The following is a 13,891-nucleotide window of genomic DNA, read 5'->3' as shown; positions in this document are numbered from 1 at the left end:
TCGCACTCGTCACGTCAACGGCATCGGAGCGACGCGAAGCGCCTCGCTCCGGCCGTCACCGCGCTCGACCACTGAAGGGCCAGCATGGTCGTCCTCATCGCCAACGCAACGGTCATCGACGGGACCGGCGCGCCCGGATACCGCGCCGATGTCACCATCGACAACGGCACCATCGCCGCCATCCGGCCGCACACGGACGGCGGCCCGGCCGCGCGCCCCACCGCCGACCGGGTCATCGACGCCGACGGGCTCGTGCTGTCCCCCGGCTTCATCGACATGCACGCCCACTCCGACCTCCAGATCCTGGCGAACCCCGACCACACGGCGAAGGTCGGCCAAGGGGTCACCTGCGAGGTCCTCGGGCAGGACGGCCTGTCGTTCGCCCCGGTGGACGACGCGACACTCGACGCCATCCGCCGCCAGATCGCCGGCTGGAACGGCGAACCGCCCGGGTTCGACTACTCATGGCGCGGCGTCGCCGGGTACCTCGACCGCCTCGACGGCGGCATCGCCTGCAACGCCGCGTACCTCGTCCCGCAGGGCAGTGTGCGGATGCTGGTCATGGGCTCGGACGACCGCCCGCCCCGCCCGGCGGAACTCGACCGGATGCGCGAGGCCGTCGCGCAGGGCATGCGCGAAGGCGCGATCGGCATGTCCAGCGGGCTCACCTACACCCCGGGCATGTTCGCCGACGACGACGAGCTCACCGAGCTGTGCCGGGTCGTGGGCGGGATGGGCGGCTACTACTCGCCGCACCACCGCTCCTACGGAGCGGGCGCCGTCGACGCCTACGCCGAGATGATCGAGGTGTCGCGCCGCTCCGGCTGCCCGCTGCACCTCACCCACGCCACCCTCAACTTCCGCCCCAACAAGGGCCGCGCGGGCGAGCTGATCGCGCTGCTCGACCGCGAACTCGGCAACGGCGCCGACATCAGCCTCGACACCTACCCCTACCTGCCCGGCGCCACCACCCTCGCGGCGATCCTGCCGAGCTGGGTGTTCGCCGGCGGTTCACACGCGACGACGCTCGGCCTGCTCGCCGACCCCGACACCCGCGCGCGCCTGTGCCACGAGTTGGAGGAGGTCGGCACCGACGGCTGCCACGGCGTCCCCGCCGAATGGGACACCCTCCAGATCAGCGGGGTCGGCAACCCCGACCTCGCCGACCGGGTGGGCAAGACCATCGCGCAGCTCGCGGCCGAGACCGGAGCCGCACCCGCCGACGTGTACTTCGACCACCTCATCGCCGACGACCTCGCCACCACGATCCTCCAGCACGTGGGCCACGAGGAGAACGTCCAGGCGATCATGCGGCACCGGGTGCACACCGGCGGCTCCGACGGCATCCTCGTCGGCGGGCTGCCGCACCCCCGGGCGTGGGGCACCTTCCCCCGCTACCTCGCCCACTACGTGCGGGAACTGGGCGTGCTCGGCCTTGAGGACTGCGTCCACCACCTCACCGGGCGCGCCGCCGCCCGGTTGAAACTGCACCGGCGCGGGCTCGTCCGCGAGGGTTACCACGCCGACCTCGTCCTGTTCGACCCCGAGCGGGTCAAGGACGAGGCGACCTTCGACGTCCCGCGCCAGCAGGCGTCGGGCATCCCGTTCGTGTTCGTCAACGGCGTCCCGGTCATCGACGAAGGGCGGCGCACCGGCGCGCTGCCCGGCCGGGCCATGCGCCGCACCGCCGACGGCGCCCGCGCGGAGGCCGCCCCCCGCTGAGCGCCCGACGCGGCCGCCGTCCCCTCCGCAGCCGCCGCGCACACGCCCCCCTCGTCCCCGCCTCCCGGAAAGACCCATGACCACATTCGTGAACTGGCTGCACGACAGCACCCCAGGACTCTTCCTGCTGTGCGCCGTCGCCATCGCCGTCCTGCTGTTCCTCATCATCAAGATCAAGCTCGAACCGTTCATCGCCCTGCTGATCAGCGCGATGTTCCTGGCGCTCGCCGCGGGCGTGAGCGTGACCGACCTGGTCGGCACGGCGCTGAAGAGCGACGAATCGCTGCTGGAGACCGGGTTCGGCGGGATCCTCGGGCACATCGCACCGATCATCGGACTCGGCACGGTGCTGGGCGCCATCCTGGAGAAGACCGGCGGCGCCGACGTCCTCACACAGCGGCTGCTGCGCCTGTTCGGGCCGCGCGGAGCGCCGGTCGCCATGGGTGTTGCCGGGGTGGTCTTCGGGATCCCCGTGTTCTTCGACGTCGGGATCTTCGTGCTGGCGCCGCTGGTGTACGTGGCGGCCAAGCGGGGCGGGCGCTCCCTGGTCCTGTACGCCCTGCCGCTGCTGTCGGGGCTGTCGATGACGCACGCCTTCCTACCGCCGCACCCGGGCCCCACCGCCGTCGCCGGGCTGCTGGGGGTGAGCCTCGGCTGGCTCATCATCATGGGGTTCGCGTGCGGCATTCCGGCGTTCATCGTCTCCGGCATCGCGTGGCCGATGTGGATCGCCCCGCGCGTCCCGGTGAGCGTCCCCGCGGACTTCCTGGTCGGTACGGCGGGCGAGAACGGCAACGCGAACGGGAGCACGACGGGGAACGCGGACGGTGACGGGGACGGTAAGGCGACCGGAGACGGGAACGCGAAGGCGGTCGGCGACGGGAACGGGACCGCCAGCGGTCCGCCGCCGGTCGGCCTGGGCCTGGTGGGGCTGGTCATCGCCATCCCCCTGCTGCTCATCCTCGGCGCCACCTTCGGCACGGTCACCCTGCCCGAGAACAGCGACGTCCTCCAGGTCCTCACCTTCCTCGGCAACCCGACGGTCGCGCTGACCATCGCCGTGCTGCTCGCGTTCTACCTGCTGGGCGTGCGGCGCGGGATGACAGTGGCGGAGTTCGGCGAGCTCAGCGCCGCGTCGCTGCGGCCGATCGGGATGATCATCCTGGTGATCGGCGCGGGCGCGTTCTTCGGCAAGGTCATCTCGGCGACCGGGATCGGCGACGCGCTGGCGGACAGCCTGTCCAGCGCCGGGCTGCCGATCATCGTGCTCGCCTACGTCATCAGCTGCGGGCTGCGCATCGCCCAGGGGTCGGCGACGGTCGCGATCGTGACCACCGGCGGCATCATCAGCCCGCTGCTCGCCGACGGCGGTTTCAGCCAGGCGCAGCTCGCCCTGCTCGCGATCGCGATCTCGGCGGGGTCGATCATCCTCAGCCACGTGAACGACGGCGGGTTCTGGATCGTCGCCAAGTACTTCAACATGACCGTCAAACAAACCCTGCTGACCTGGACGGTCCTGGAGACCATCCTGTCGGTCGTCGGCTTCGCCGCCGCGGCCCTCCTCTGGCTGGTGGTCTAGCCGCAGCCCGCCACCGCCGGGGTTGTTCGTGCCGCAATTACAGGGACCGTACATCTGTAGGGCTACGAGAAGGGCAAAGCAGGACTTCCGTCGCATGGCGGGATGTACTTGAGGGTGATGCTTCGACTCTGCCGCGTGGTCGAGCATGACAGGCGTCCGTCACTTCACCGACATGGGAAGAGTTCGCCTGTGCGCAGCAGCGTCATCACCACCTCCGCCGTCGTAGCCATGACCGCCGTTGTCGGCCTGTCGGGGGGCGCGAACGCCGAGCAGGAGGGTCCACCCAAGGGCAAGCTCGCCTGGGGTGAGTGTGCGCGGGAGGACATCGTGAAGGGGGTGGAGTGCGGCACGCTGACCGTTCCACTCGACTGGTCCGAGCCCGACGCTGACACAGTGCCGTTGCGCGTCTTCCGGTATAAGGCTCCCGGCGGCAAGAGCCGTGGGACGATCGTCAACTTCCCCTCTGGCCCCGGCGAATCGGGCGACATCGCCTTTGCCGGCCTTCGCGAGAAACTGCCCGGCTACGACCTGGTGGCCATCGACCCGCGCGGCGTCGGTGAGAGCAGTGCGCTGAACTGCTCGGCGGAGGACGCGGTGAATATTCCGCTGGTGCCCCCGACCGACGGGAAGTCGTTCACCGCCCTGGAGAAGGAGCAGCGCGACTTCTGGTCCTCCTGCACCACGAAGCCGACCGCTCTCAAGCAACACACGGACGCCTACAGCAACGCTCGCGATGCCGAGGCCCTGCGCACCGCGCTGGGCCTGGACCGGATCAATCTCCACGGCTTTTCCTACGGCACGCTCTACGCCGAGCGCTACCTGGCGATGTTCGGCCAGCACGTCAACGGCTCGATTCTGGAAGGCGTCATGAACCCGGCGCAATCGCGCCGGGAATTCATCACGACCGCCGCCACAGGCTCCCAGGCTCTTTTCGACCGGTTCGCGAAGTCGTGTGCGGCCGACGCCGAATGCGCGCTGCACGGCCAGGACATCGCAGCGGTGCTGCGGACCGCGAAGGACAAAGCCGACGCCGGCCGCATCCCCGGGGACGCCTACGGGCGGCCCTGGTCGGCCGCTGCCGTCAATCAGTACCTGGACGTGGCGATGGCCTCGGACGTCCGCAAGGCCGCCACCGGCCTGCTGAAGCTCTCCCGCGGAAAGAACCCCATCGCGGACGGCAATCCCGGCGGCCAGCCCGAAGAGCCGACCCCGGACCGCGTTCCCTACTCCGATCCCCTCGTGTGCTCCGACTTCGACATGTCGGTCGAGAGCGTGAACGCGGCACGGCGCGACCAGGCGGCGATGCGGACGGCCGCCCCGGACATGGGCTACTCGGCCAACTCCACCCAGTACACCTCGATCTGCCTCGGCGGGCCGCAGCCCGCCAAGGACTCCGCCGCGCCCGTCACCTCGCGCAGCGACAACCCCACCCTGCTGCTCAGCAACAGCCACGACCCCGCCACACCCATCGCCTGGGCCGACAGCGTCGAGCGCCAACTCGGCCCCGACACCGACCACATCCGCACCGACAAAACCGGCCACGGCGGAGCCATGGACGAACCCGAGGTCAACCAGCGCGTCACCGACTACCTGAACCGACTCAACCCCTGACCTAAGCAGCCACAAGGCCGGGCTGCGGCACTCGGACGCCGATGCCGCCGCCGACCCGGCCGAGACCCCGCCCCGCCGTCGGGTCGCCCTCTTCTCCGCTGATCTTGATGAAACGGTTCCCTCACCGGCCGGTGAGGGAACCGTTTCATCAAGATCAGCGAGGGATAGGAGGAATCGGACACGCGGTAAGGCCGGTGCGCCGATAACCCGGGGGATGACCGCCTACCGGGGCGACCCGCCGCCGTTGGTGCTGCTCTTCTCCCCAGGCCCCCGCAGCGGCACTGCGACAAGGCCGCCCCGCAGACGGACCGACCCCGAAAAAGCCGAAACTCCACCGGCCGATGAGAGACCCGCTTCGCCAAGATCGGCAGGGTGGAGCCCACAAGAAAGCTCTGGCGGGTGCGCGAACACCCCCAGAGCACGGCCGACAGCATGCCTACCCGAACAAACGAGCCCTCGAAAGGACTGCCGACATGGCCATCCTGCCCTACCCGACCCGGCCCATGCCCGCATTACCCGGAAATCACTGGGCGCCGCGCATCTACCCCGGCGAGACCGCCCAGGCCGCCCGCGTCCGCGCCGAACTGCGCACCGACCTCACCGGGCTCCCCGGCATCACCGACGACCTGATCGAGACCGTTGTCCTGTGCGCCAGCGAGGCCTTCGCCAACGCCGCCGAACACACCCGCTCCGGCGACCCCGGCGGCCGCGTCGTCCGCGCACTGTCCGCCACCGCCACGGCGCTGCGCCTGTCGGTGATCGACGACGGCGCCAGGGAACACCGTCCCCGCGTCCCCCACCATCGCAGAGTGGGAGGACGCCGAGAACGGCCGCGGCCTACTGCTGATGGAATCCCTCGCCACCACGTGGGGCACCCGCCCGGTCCTGGCGTTCCCGTTCTGCACCGAACTGGGCACCACCGTCTGAGCCGAGTTCACCCTCACCAGGGGCGAAGACACAGACTGACCACGCCAGCCCGCGCCTTCCGGTTAAGGCGCAGATCTGTCCGCGCACCACGTATGACTTTCGACGGTCCGTCAGATCGAGGGAGAGCCTTGTGAGTACTGTGCCCGCTGCGGAATTCGCCGCTCAGTTCCTGTCCTGGTTTCAGGTGTCGGCGTTTCGGCTGGATACGCTCGGTTTCTACCTCGCCGACAACGAACGCGAACCCTACCGCCGCTTCCTGGCCGGTCAGGAACAGGATCTGAGTTGGCGGCACCCCTGGCAGCGGACGGTTCGACAGATCGGGAAGAGAGATCGCACCATCGGGCGCGTCCACATCGTCCCCGACCCGCTGACCGACGACCTCAGGTTCGAGCTCACCTGCGCCTATCCCGCCAATGTTGCGGCGGGTGAGGACGCGCAGATCCTCGCCCGAAGCGAGGCCGATGGAATCGGGCTACCCGATGGGGAGGACTTCTGGCTGTTCGATGACCGGCGTTCAGCTGTCCCGAACTACGGCCCGGGTGGCGAGTTCACCGAGGTCGAGTTCGCCGATGCCGACCGCGTCGATCAGCACGTCGAATGGCGGTGCGCCGCCCAAGCCGCTGCTGTTCCCCTGCACGACTACCTCGAATTCGCCGGCCTCGCTCCTGCCGAATGAGCTCCGGTCCGGGCACAACCGCATGAGCTCCGACAGAGATTCTTTGCACCTTCGACCCCAGCGGCGGCAGCCGGGTCAGCGGGTCATTTGGGCTCCTCCGTTGACGTTGAGGACTTGGCCGGTGATGTGGCGGGCGGCCGGGGAGGCGAGGAAGGCGACCGCCTCGGCGACGTCCTCCGGTGCGCCCGCGCGGCCCATTGCGGTCGCCGCGACCAGCGCCTCGCGGCGCTCCGCTGAGAGGCGGTCCCGGAAGAACTCGGTGTCGGCGATGTAGCCGGGCGAGACGACATTCGCGGTGATGTCGCGGCGGCCCAGCTCGGCGGCCAGGTCGAGGTTCCACGCGGCGAGACCGGCCTTCGCCGCGCCGTAGGACCCCGCGCCCTGGTCGGCGGCGATCGAGCCGATGTGCACCACGGCGCCGCCCGCCGTGAGGCGCTGGTCCAGCGCCTTGGTGGTCAGCGCGGCGCCGACCAGGTTCGCTTCGATATTGCCGCGGAAGTCCCTGGCGTAGGCGTCGAGGTCGGTCCGCCCCTCGGCGTCGAAGTCGGTGTTGCCGCCCGCGTTGTTGACCAGCACGTCGATGCGTTCCGGCAGGTCGGTCAGCAGCTCGGTGAGCGCGGCGGTGCGGGTGTGGTCGCACACGACCGTGCGGACGCCGGTCTCGACCGCCAGTTCCTTGAGGGGCCCGGGACGGCGGCCGGTGGCGATGACGTTCTCCCCCTGCTCGGCGAAGTGCCGGGCGACGGCACGACCGATTCCCGTTCCGCCGCCGGTGATCAGGATGGTGCGTCGCATATGCTTACCGGGTACCTTCCATTGAGATCTAAATATAGATCTAAACGTAGCACTCGTGGAGACACCGTGACACCAGGCCCCAAAGCGGGCGCCGACGGATACCCGCTGGACGGCGCGGCCGACGACCCCGTGCGCGAGATCGCCGCCGCGTGGGAGCGCGAGCGGCCCGGCACGCCGGTCTCCTCCATCGGGATCGTCACACCGATCTGGCGGCTCGCGAAGCTCCTCGGCGACGACCGGCGCCGCGTCCTCACCCGCGCCGGGGTCGACGCCGCGACCCTCGACCTGCTCAGCGTCCTGCGCCGGAGCGGCGCCCCCTACACCCTCAGCACCCGCGAACTCGGCCGCCGCTCGCTGGTCACCGCGGGGGCGGTCTCGCAGCGCGTCGCCCGCGCCGAGCGCGACGGGCTGGTGACCCGCTCCCCCGGACAGGGGCGGCCGCGCACGGTCGAGGTGACGCTGACGGTGACCGGCCACGAACTCGTCGAGGCGACCGTCGACCAGGTGCTGCACCGCGAGGCCGAACTGGTCGGCGGACTGACACCCGACCAGCAGGACCGCCTCGCGGAGCTGCTCCACCTGCTGCTCCAGGACGTCCAGCACCGCCTCGGCGACGACAGGATCACCCACGTCGGCCACGAGTGAACGGACTCCGGGGCGGCGGCCGGGACACCGGGCCTGTGCCCCGGGGCCCTGTGCCTGGGGTCTGGTGCCCAAAGCGGACCGTGGCGCTTCGTGCCGCCGGGTGCTTCGCAGTCCCCTACTGCGCCCGCTTCGCGGATTGTCGCGCAGCGGGGCCCCGCGACGGCAGCCCACCCCTTGACCCCCGGGACATGCGAAAAGCCCGCCAGATTGAAATCTGGCGGGCTCTCGGCGTGGTAGCGGGGACAGGATTTGAACCTGCGACCTCTGGGTTATGAGCCCAGCGAGCTACCGAACTGCTCCACCCCGCGTCGGTGTGTGATCACTACATTAGCGGTTATTCGACGGTGTACCAAATCGGAGCGTACCGGCGGGGAAACGCCGGAGGAGCGGGGGTCGAACCCCCGCCCCTCCTGTTTGCGCCGGTGCCGCCGGGCTCAGTCCCCGGACGCCTTGGCTGCGCGGTCGAGGGCCTTCTTCAGCTTGTCGTTGGCCTTGCCGTAGCCCTCGAAGTCGCCCTCCTTGAGCGCCTCCTGGCCTTCGTCGTAGGCGGCGTCGGCGTCCTTGAGCGCCTTGCTCAGCTCGTCGTTGGCCGCTCCGCCGCCACCGCCGTCGCCGCCTTCCGGCGCCGGCTCGTCGGGCAGCGGTGCGTCGCCGCCCTCGAACAGGTTGTTCAGCGCGTCCTGGAGGTTGCTGCCGATGGCCACCTGCTCGCCGTAGGCCACCATGACCTGCTGGAGCAGCGGGTAGGAGGCGTCGCCGTCGCCCGACTGCACGTACAACGGCTCGACGTAGAGCAGACCGCCCGCGAACGGCAGGGTCAGCAGGTTGCCGTAGGTGACCTTCGCATCGCTCTGCTGCAACGGCAGCAGCACCTCACGGACGTTGGCATCGGACTGGAACTGGTTCTGCACCTGCCCCGGACCGTTGATGACCCTGCTGCGCGGCAGCTCCAGCAGCCGCAGCTTCCCGTAGTTCTCGGACTCCGGATCGCTGTCGACCGCCATGAACGCCGCCAGGTTCTCCCTGCCCCGCGGCACGAAGGTCGAGGTCAGCGAGAAGCTGGCGTCGTCGTCGCCGGGGTAGCGCAGGGTCTGGCGGTACGGCGGCTCGGGGCTGTTGCCGCTCTTGGTCGGGTCGGACGGGACGTTCCAGAAGTCCTGGCCGCCGTAGAACGCGTTGGCGTCGGTGATGTGGTAGCGCTTCAACATCTCGCGCTGCACCTTGTACATGTCGTCCGGGTACCGGAGGTGGTCCTGGAGCTCCTCCGAGATGTCGGACTTCTTGGTGATGGTGCCGGGGAACGCCTTGGACCAGGTCTTCAGGACGGGGTCCTTGTCGTCCCAGCCGTACAGCGTGACCGTGCCGTCGTAGGCGTCGACGGTCGCCTTCACCGAGTTGCGGATGTAGTTGACCTGGTTGCCGGGCAGGGTGTTCACCGCGTTGGTGTTCTCGGTGAAGGTGTCGGCCGTGGCGTCGGCGAGGTCGATGGGCTTGGAGTACGGGTAGCGGTCCGAGGTGGTGTAGGCGTCGACGATCCACTGCACCTTGCCGTCGACCACCGCGGGGTAGGGCTTGCCGTCGACCGTGAGGTACGGGGCGACCTTCTCCACCCGGGTGGCGGGGTCGCGCTCGTAGAGGATCTGCGACTCGGAGCTGATGGCGCTGTTCAGCAGGATGTCGGGCTCTTGGTACTTCACCGCGTACAGGATGCGGTCGAAGAAGTTGTTGAGCTTGACCCCGCCCTTGCCGTCGTAGTGGTTGGTGGCCTGGCCGGTCTCCTCGCCGCCGCCGCCGGAACCACCGCCGGAGCCGCCGCCGCCCTTCTCGCCGCCTGAACCGCCCTGGTCGGCCTCTGCGCCGCCGCCGTCCTTGCCGGACGCCTGCGCGGGCGCCTTGGCGTTGTCGGGAGACGGTGAGGGCGACGGGTCCTGGGCGTCCTCGCGGGTGGTGACCTCGCTGTCGCCGGCGTCCTCCGGGTAGTCGTACTCGGGCTCGGCGTTCACGATGACGTACTCGGCGCCTTCGCGGCCGAAGTAGATGCGCGGCTCGTACTTGCCGGTGCCGGTCTCCTCGTTCGACAGCTCACCCTGCGGCGGGATGTTGTACTGCGTGAACGCCGGCTTGCCCTCGCTGTCGACCTGGTTGCCCGCTGCCGCGACGATGCCGAACCCGTGCGTGTAGACCAGGTGCCGGGTGAGCCAGTTGTCCTGCCCCGCCGGCGGGCCGTCGACCTCGCGCGCGGCGATGATCGTGTCGACCGAGCCGCCGTCGGCGGTCTTGTAGCGGTCGACGTCGAGCACCTCGGGGAACTGGTAGAACCCGCGGACCTGCTGCATCTGCTGGAAGGTCTGCGAGACCACCGCGGGGTCGACCAGCCGGACGCTGGGGATCGTGGTCGCCTCTTCGGCGAGCTGGTCGGGGTCGAGCTTGGTCTCGGCCTCGTAGGTCTCGACCTCGGCGTCGGCGATGTTGTAGGCGTCGCGGGTCGCGTCGATGTTCCGCTTGATGTAGGCGTTCTCCAGGCGCTGCTCGTTCGGCTGAACGGTGAACTGCTGGACGAACGCGGGGTACACCCCGCCGATGAGCACAGCCGAGAGCACCAGGAGCCCGAGGCTGACCACCGGGATCATGGCGTTCTTGAAGTAGATGTTCGCGAAGAACAGCACGGCGCAGACGCTGGCGATGATCACCAGGATCGTCTTGGCGTAGAGCACGGCGTTGACGTCGGTGTAGGCCGCGCCGTCGGTGTAGCCGCGGGTGGAGAACACCAGTCCGTAGCGGTCGAACCAGTAGGCGATGGCCTTCAGCAGCACGAAGGTGCCGAGCAGCACGGAGAGCTGGACCCGCGCCGGCGCGGTGGCGCGCTGGCCCTGCGACTGGAGCCGCACGCCGCCGTAGAGGTAGTGCACCACCAGCGACGCGATGAACGCCACGACGACCGCGACGAACAGGTAGCCCAGGATCACCCGGTAGAACGGGTAGGAGAACGTGAAGAACGCGATGTCGATGCCGAACTGGGCGTCCTTCTGCCCGAACGGCGTGGCGTTCGTGAACTCGAGGAACGTCTTCCACTCGGCGCTCGCCGAGGCCCCCGCGAGCAGCCCCAGGCCGCCGGTGATCGCCCAGAAGAAGATCTTGCGGTGCGGGTCGATCGACGCGCGGTAGCGGTCGAGACCCTGCTGTTCGAGGCTGAACGGGCGGAACGTGGGCCGGGTGCGGTACGCGAAGAAGATGCTGGCGCCCACGATCAGCGCCATGAGCACGCCGCCGGCGGCGAACAGGATCGCGCGCGTGCGCAGCTCGGTCAGGAAGACCCCGGTGTAGCCGACGGAGTCGAACCACCGGTAGTCGGTCCAGAAGTTCGCCGCCAGCATCAGGCCGGCGACGATGACGACCACGGCGGCGGCCACAGGCGCGAGCAGCCGGGTCCGACGAGGCATTCGCGCAGATGATGCGCCGGGTGATCGGAAGCTCACGCCTCCCCCTCGTTATTGTTGAAGCGAGTCGGGCAGTCCGGGAATCGGGGGTCCCCCATCATCGGCCCTCTTATCGGCAACTTATTGGCCGCGCACTTGGTTCCCGAGACCACGCGCCGAGGCGATGTCAAGATTGCATCGAGCCGGCATCGCCCGGATTTCGGCCCGCGGCCGGGCGGGGTCGAGCCCGGGTGACGACGCCGTCCGGTCATGGTCCGCCGGATCGCCGACGCCGTCTACGACCTTACTGGGCGTGTCCGGGCGCGCCGCCCTGCGTCCCCGACACCCCCTGCGGCAGGGGACACTGGGGGCGTGCCATTCAACATTCGCGAGGTCGTGCTGGACCTCGAACGCCACGCCTCCCAGCAGGGCTGGGACCAGCCGCTGCGGGTCTACGCCCTGGTGCCGACCGCCGACCTGCTCGCGCGCGAGCCCGGTGTCGCCGCGATGCTCGGGGTCTCCGCACCCGTCGACCCCGACGACCTCACCCCCATCGAGCAGGAGCCGCTGCCCGACGACCTCCCCCTTGAGGACGCGCTCGGCCGCATGGCCTGGCCCGACGCCGTCGCCGGGTGTGCGCTGGTGATGGAGCGGCTGGTGGTGCAGGGCTCCGACGAGACCCTCGAACCGCCCCGCGGCGCCGATTCCGGCGCGTGGGCCAAGGACCAGCCGGGCAGCGAGGAGATCCGGATGGTCGCCGCCGTCCTGCGCGACGGCGCCCGCCACTCGGCGCTGCGCATGCGCGCGCACGACAGCGAGGACCAGGTGCTCAACGGGGCCGACATGGTCCCCGCGCTGACCTCGGCACTGGCGCTGACCCTCGACACCGACGACGACTGACGGCCGCTCGAGCGGCCGCCCGCCGCTCACTTCTGGGTGCAGCGCGGGAGGTCGTCGGTGTCGCCGCCGCGGATGTCGGCGAGCGCGTCGACCGCGTCGTCGAGCTTGTCGATCTTGACGACCTCGATCTCGCCGGTGGCCGCCGAGTCGAAGGTCAGGTCGCAGCTTTCCGATGCGACGAAGAAGTACTCGGCGCCCTCGCGCTGCGCGCTCACCATCTTCTGCTCGACACCGCTGACCCCGCCGACCTTCCCGTCGGGCTCGATGGTGCCGGTCCCGGCGATGGCGTGGCCGCCGGTGAGCCCCTCGCTGCTGAGGTGGTCCATGATCCCCAGCGCGAACATCATGCCGGCGCTCGGCCCGCCGACATTGCCGACGCTGACGTCGACCTCGAACGGGAAGTCCATGTCGTCGCGGAGCATGACCCCGACGACCGCCGTGCCGTCGTCGGACTCGGCGGTGTCGATCCGCACGTCCTTCGGCGCGCCCTTGCGCTCCACCGTCATCTCGACGGGGTCGCCGGGCTCGCGGTCGGAGACCTTGCCGACCGTCTGCTTCACGCCGTCGACCTGCGCGCCGTCGACCTCGGTGATGACGTCGCCCGCTTTCAGCTTGCCGTGCGCGGGCAGCTCGGGGTCGACGTCGGCCACGACCGGCTGCACGCCGTAGTCGATGTCGAGCTGGGTGAGCGCCGCTGCGATGGCCTTGGACTGGGAGTCGTCCATCTGGAGCGACTGCTCCTCGCTGATGTCGTCCATGCTCTGCCCGGGCGGGAAGATCGCCTCTTCGGGGAGCACCGCGTCGCGCGGGGAGAGCCAGGCGCTGAGCGCGGTGAACAGGTCGACCCGGGCCCCGGGGCCGCCGACGTACTGCACGGTGACCATCGACAGCCCGCCCTTGTGCTCGTAGCTCTTGCGGCCGTCGACCTGGATGATCCGCTCGCCCTCGTCGTCCTCGCCGAGGGTGTTGAGGGAAAGACCGGGCGACGCGACGAGGTAGGGGACGGGCAGCAGCAGTCCGCCAACGGCGAGGCCGACGAGCAGCGCCGAGGAGACCAGCAGGGTCATTACGCGACGGAACATGATGGAAAGCCTAAACGGCGCACGGCCGCGCGGGCGTCAGCATGCGCCGACCCACTCGGCCCCGCCGTCGGCGAAGGTCTGGTGCTTCCAGATGGGGACCTCGGCCTTGAGGTCGTCGATGATCCGGCGGCAGGCGGTGAACGCCTCCTCGCGGTGCGACGCGGCGACAGCGACGATCACCGCAGGGTCGCCGATGGCGAGGTCGCCGACGCGGTGCACCGCGGCCGCCCGCCAGACGGCGCGGTCGGCGGTGCCGATGTCGGCGGCGGCCTTCTCCATGACCCTGCGCATCGCGGCCTCGGCGGTCGGGTGCGCGGAGTAGGACAGGGTGCGCACGGTGCGCCCGTGGTCGTGGTCGCGGACGGTGCCGACGAAGAACGCGCTGCCGCCGGAGCGGGGGTCGCCCACAGCGGCGACCACCTCGTCCAGGGACAACGGGGTGTCGCGGAGTTCGGCCAGGGTGATGAGTTGCACAGCACCGAAGGTACCAACCGCCGCCGCCTCGGGCGGGTGCGGCCGGTGGTGGGCGGCCGGTGGT

Annotated in this window: 11 protein-coding genes and 1 tRNA gene; 7 read left to right on the top strand and 5 right to left on the bottom strand. The window is 70.0% G+C overall.

Features of this window, described 5'->3' with window-relative positions:
* Window positions 1-84: 84 nt before the first annotated feature.
* The 5 genes from CLV63_RS13245 (at window position 85) to CLV63_RS13225 (ending at window position 6,515) form a co-directional block, all read left to right on the top strand.
* The gene (locus tag CLV63_RS13245) at window positions 85-1,722 is read left to right on the top strand and encodes an N-acyl-D-amino-acid deacylase family protein (protein ID WP_106583293.1); all 1,638 of its coding nucleotides are present in this window, start codon (window positions 85-87) and stop codon (window positions 1,720-1,722) included.
* 76 nt (window positions 1,723-1,798) lie between these two features.
* On the top strand, window positions 1,799-3,301 hold the full coding sequence (locus tag CLV63_RS13240) for a GntP family permease (protein WP_106583292.1): 1,503 nt from the start codon (window positions 1,799-1,801) through the stop codon (window positions 3,299-3,301).
* Between the two features lie 189 nt (window positions 3,302-3,490).
* Window positions 3,491-4,912, top strand: coding sequence for an alpha/beta fold hydrolase (locus tag CLV63_RS13235; RefSeq protein WP_211301287.1), 1,422 nt, complete (start codon window positions 3,491-3,493; stop codon window positions 4,910-4,912).
* Between the two features lie 341 nt (window positions 4,913-5,253).
* The gene (locus CLV63_RS35130) at window positions 5,254-5,973 is read left to right on the top strand and encodes an ATP-binding protein (protein ID WP_342751401.1); all 720 of its coding nucleotides are present in this window, start codon (window positions 5,254-5,256) and stop codon (window positions 5,971-5,973) included.
* A complete protein-coding gene (locus CLV63_RS13225; RefSeq protein ID WP_245928783.1) occupies window positions 5,970-6,515 on the top strand; it encodes a DUF6879 family protein in 546 nt (181 codons plus the stop codon). Before CLV63_RS35130 ends, CLV63_RS13225 begins: the two co-directional genes overlap by 4 nt.
* Before the next feature lie 75 nt (window positions 6,516-6,590).
* On the opposite strand, the gene CLV63_RS13220 is transcribed toward CLV63_RS13225, so the two are convergent.
* Window positions 6,591-7,310, bottom strand: a complete 720-nt coding sequence (locus tag CLV63_RS13220) for an SDR family NAD(P)-dependent oxidoreductase (RefSeq protein ID WP_106583290.1) — start codon at window positions 7,308-7,310, stop codon at window positions 6,591-6,593.
* A 66-nt stretch (window positions 7,311-7,376) separates the two neighbouring features.
* Here CLV63_RS13220 and CLV63_RS13215 point away from each other — a divergent pair, with 66 nt between their 5' ends.
* Window positions 7,377-7,955, top strand: a complete 579-nt coding sequence (locus CLV63_RS13215; protein WP_245928782.1) for a MarR family winged helix-turn-helix transcriptional regulator — start codon at window positions 7,377-7,379, stop codon at window positions 7,953-7,955.
* A 231-nt stretch (window positions 7,956-8,186) separates the two neighbouring features.
* Here CLV63_RS13215 and CLV63_RS13210 read toward each other — a convergent pair.
* Both CLV63_RS13210 and CLV63_RS13205 read right to left on the bottom strand, forming a co-directional pair.
* Window positions 8,187-8,263: transfer RNA gene (locus tag CLV63_RS13210), tRNA-Met, on the bottom strand.
* Window positions 8,264-8,389: 126 nt separating this feature from the next.
* Window positions 8,390-11,395, bottom strand: coding sequence for a UPF0182 family membrane protein (locus CLV63_RS13205; RefSeq protein ID WP_106583288.1), 3,006 nt, complete (start codon window positions 11,393-11,395; stop codon window positions 8,390-8,392).
* Between the two features lie 348 nt (window positions 11,396-11,743).
* Here CLV63_RS13205 and CLV63_RS13200 point away from each other — a divergent pair, with 348 nt between their 5' ends.
* Complete coding sequence (locus CLV63_RS13200) at window positions 11,744-12,271, top strand: PPA1309 family protein (RefSeq protein WP_245928781.1); 528 nt, start codon at window positions 11,744-11,746, stop codon at window positions 12,269-12,271.
* Window positions 12,272-12,297: 26 nt separating this feature from the next.
* On the opposite strand, the gene CLV63_RS13195 is transcribed toward CLV63_RS13200, so the two are convergent.
* Entirely contained in the window at window positions 12,298-13,353 is a 1,056-nt protein-coding gene (locus CLV63_RS13195; RefSeq protein WP_106583287.1) for a YlbL family protein, read from the bottom strand.
* 36 nt (window positions 13,354-13,389) lie between these two features.
* On the bottom strand, window positions 13,390-13,827 hold the full coding sequence (locus CLV63_RS13190; RefSeq protein WP_106583286.1) for a molybdenum cofactor biosynthesis protein MoaE: 438 nt from the start codon (window positions 13,825-13,827) through the stop codon (window positions 13,390-13,392).
* Between the last annotated feature and the right edge of the window lie 64 nt (window positions 13,828-13,891).

It is taken from the genome of Murinocardiopsis flavida (genome assembly GCF_003014485.1).
Lineage (GTDB): Bacteria > Actinomycetota > Actinomycetes > Streptosporangiales > Streptosporangiaceae > Murinocardiopsis > Murinocardiopsis flavida.
Note: the sequence above shows the minus strand (reverse complement) of the source record. Positions and strands in the feature narration are given on the sequence as shown.

Bases quoted from the DNA above. Each gene is read 5' to 3' on its own strand.
- CLV63_RS35130 (WP_342751401.1), top strand. From the start codon at position 5,254: ATGAGAGACCCGCTTCGCCAAGATCGGCAGGGTGGAGCCCACAAGAAA.
- CLV63_RS13205 (WP_106583288.1), bottom strand. From the start codon at position 11,395: ATGCCTCGTCGGACCCGGCTGCTCGCGCCTGTGGCCGCCGCCGTGGTC.
- CLV63_RS13240 (WP_106583292.1), top strand. From the start codon at position 1,799: ATGACCACATTCGTGAACTGGCTGCACGACAGCACCCCAGGACTCTTC.
- CLV63_RS13195 (WP_106583287.1), bottom strand. From the start codon at position 13,353: ATGTTCCGTCGCGTAATGACCCTGCTGGTCTCCTCGGCGCTGCTCGTC.
- CLV63_RS13220 (WP_106583290.1), bottom strand. From the start codon at position 7,310: ATGCGACGCACCATCCTGATCACCGGCGGCGGAACGGGAATCGGTCGT.
- CLV63_RS13245 (WP_106583293.1), top strand. From the start codon at position 85: ATGGTCGTCCTCATCGCCAACGCAACGGTCATCGACGGGACCGGCGCG.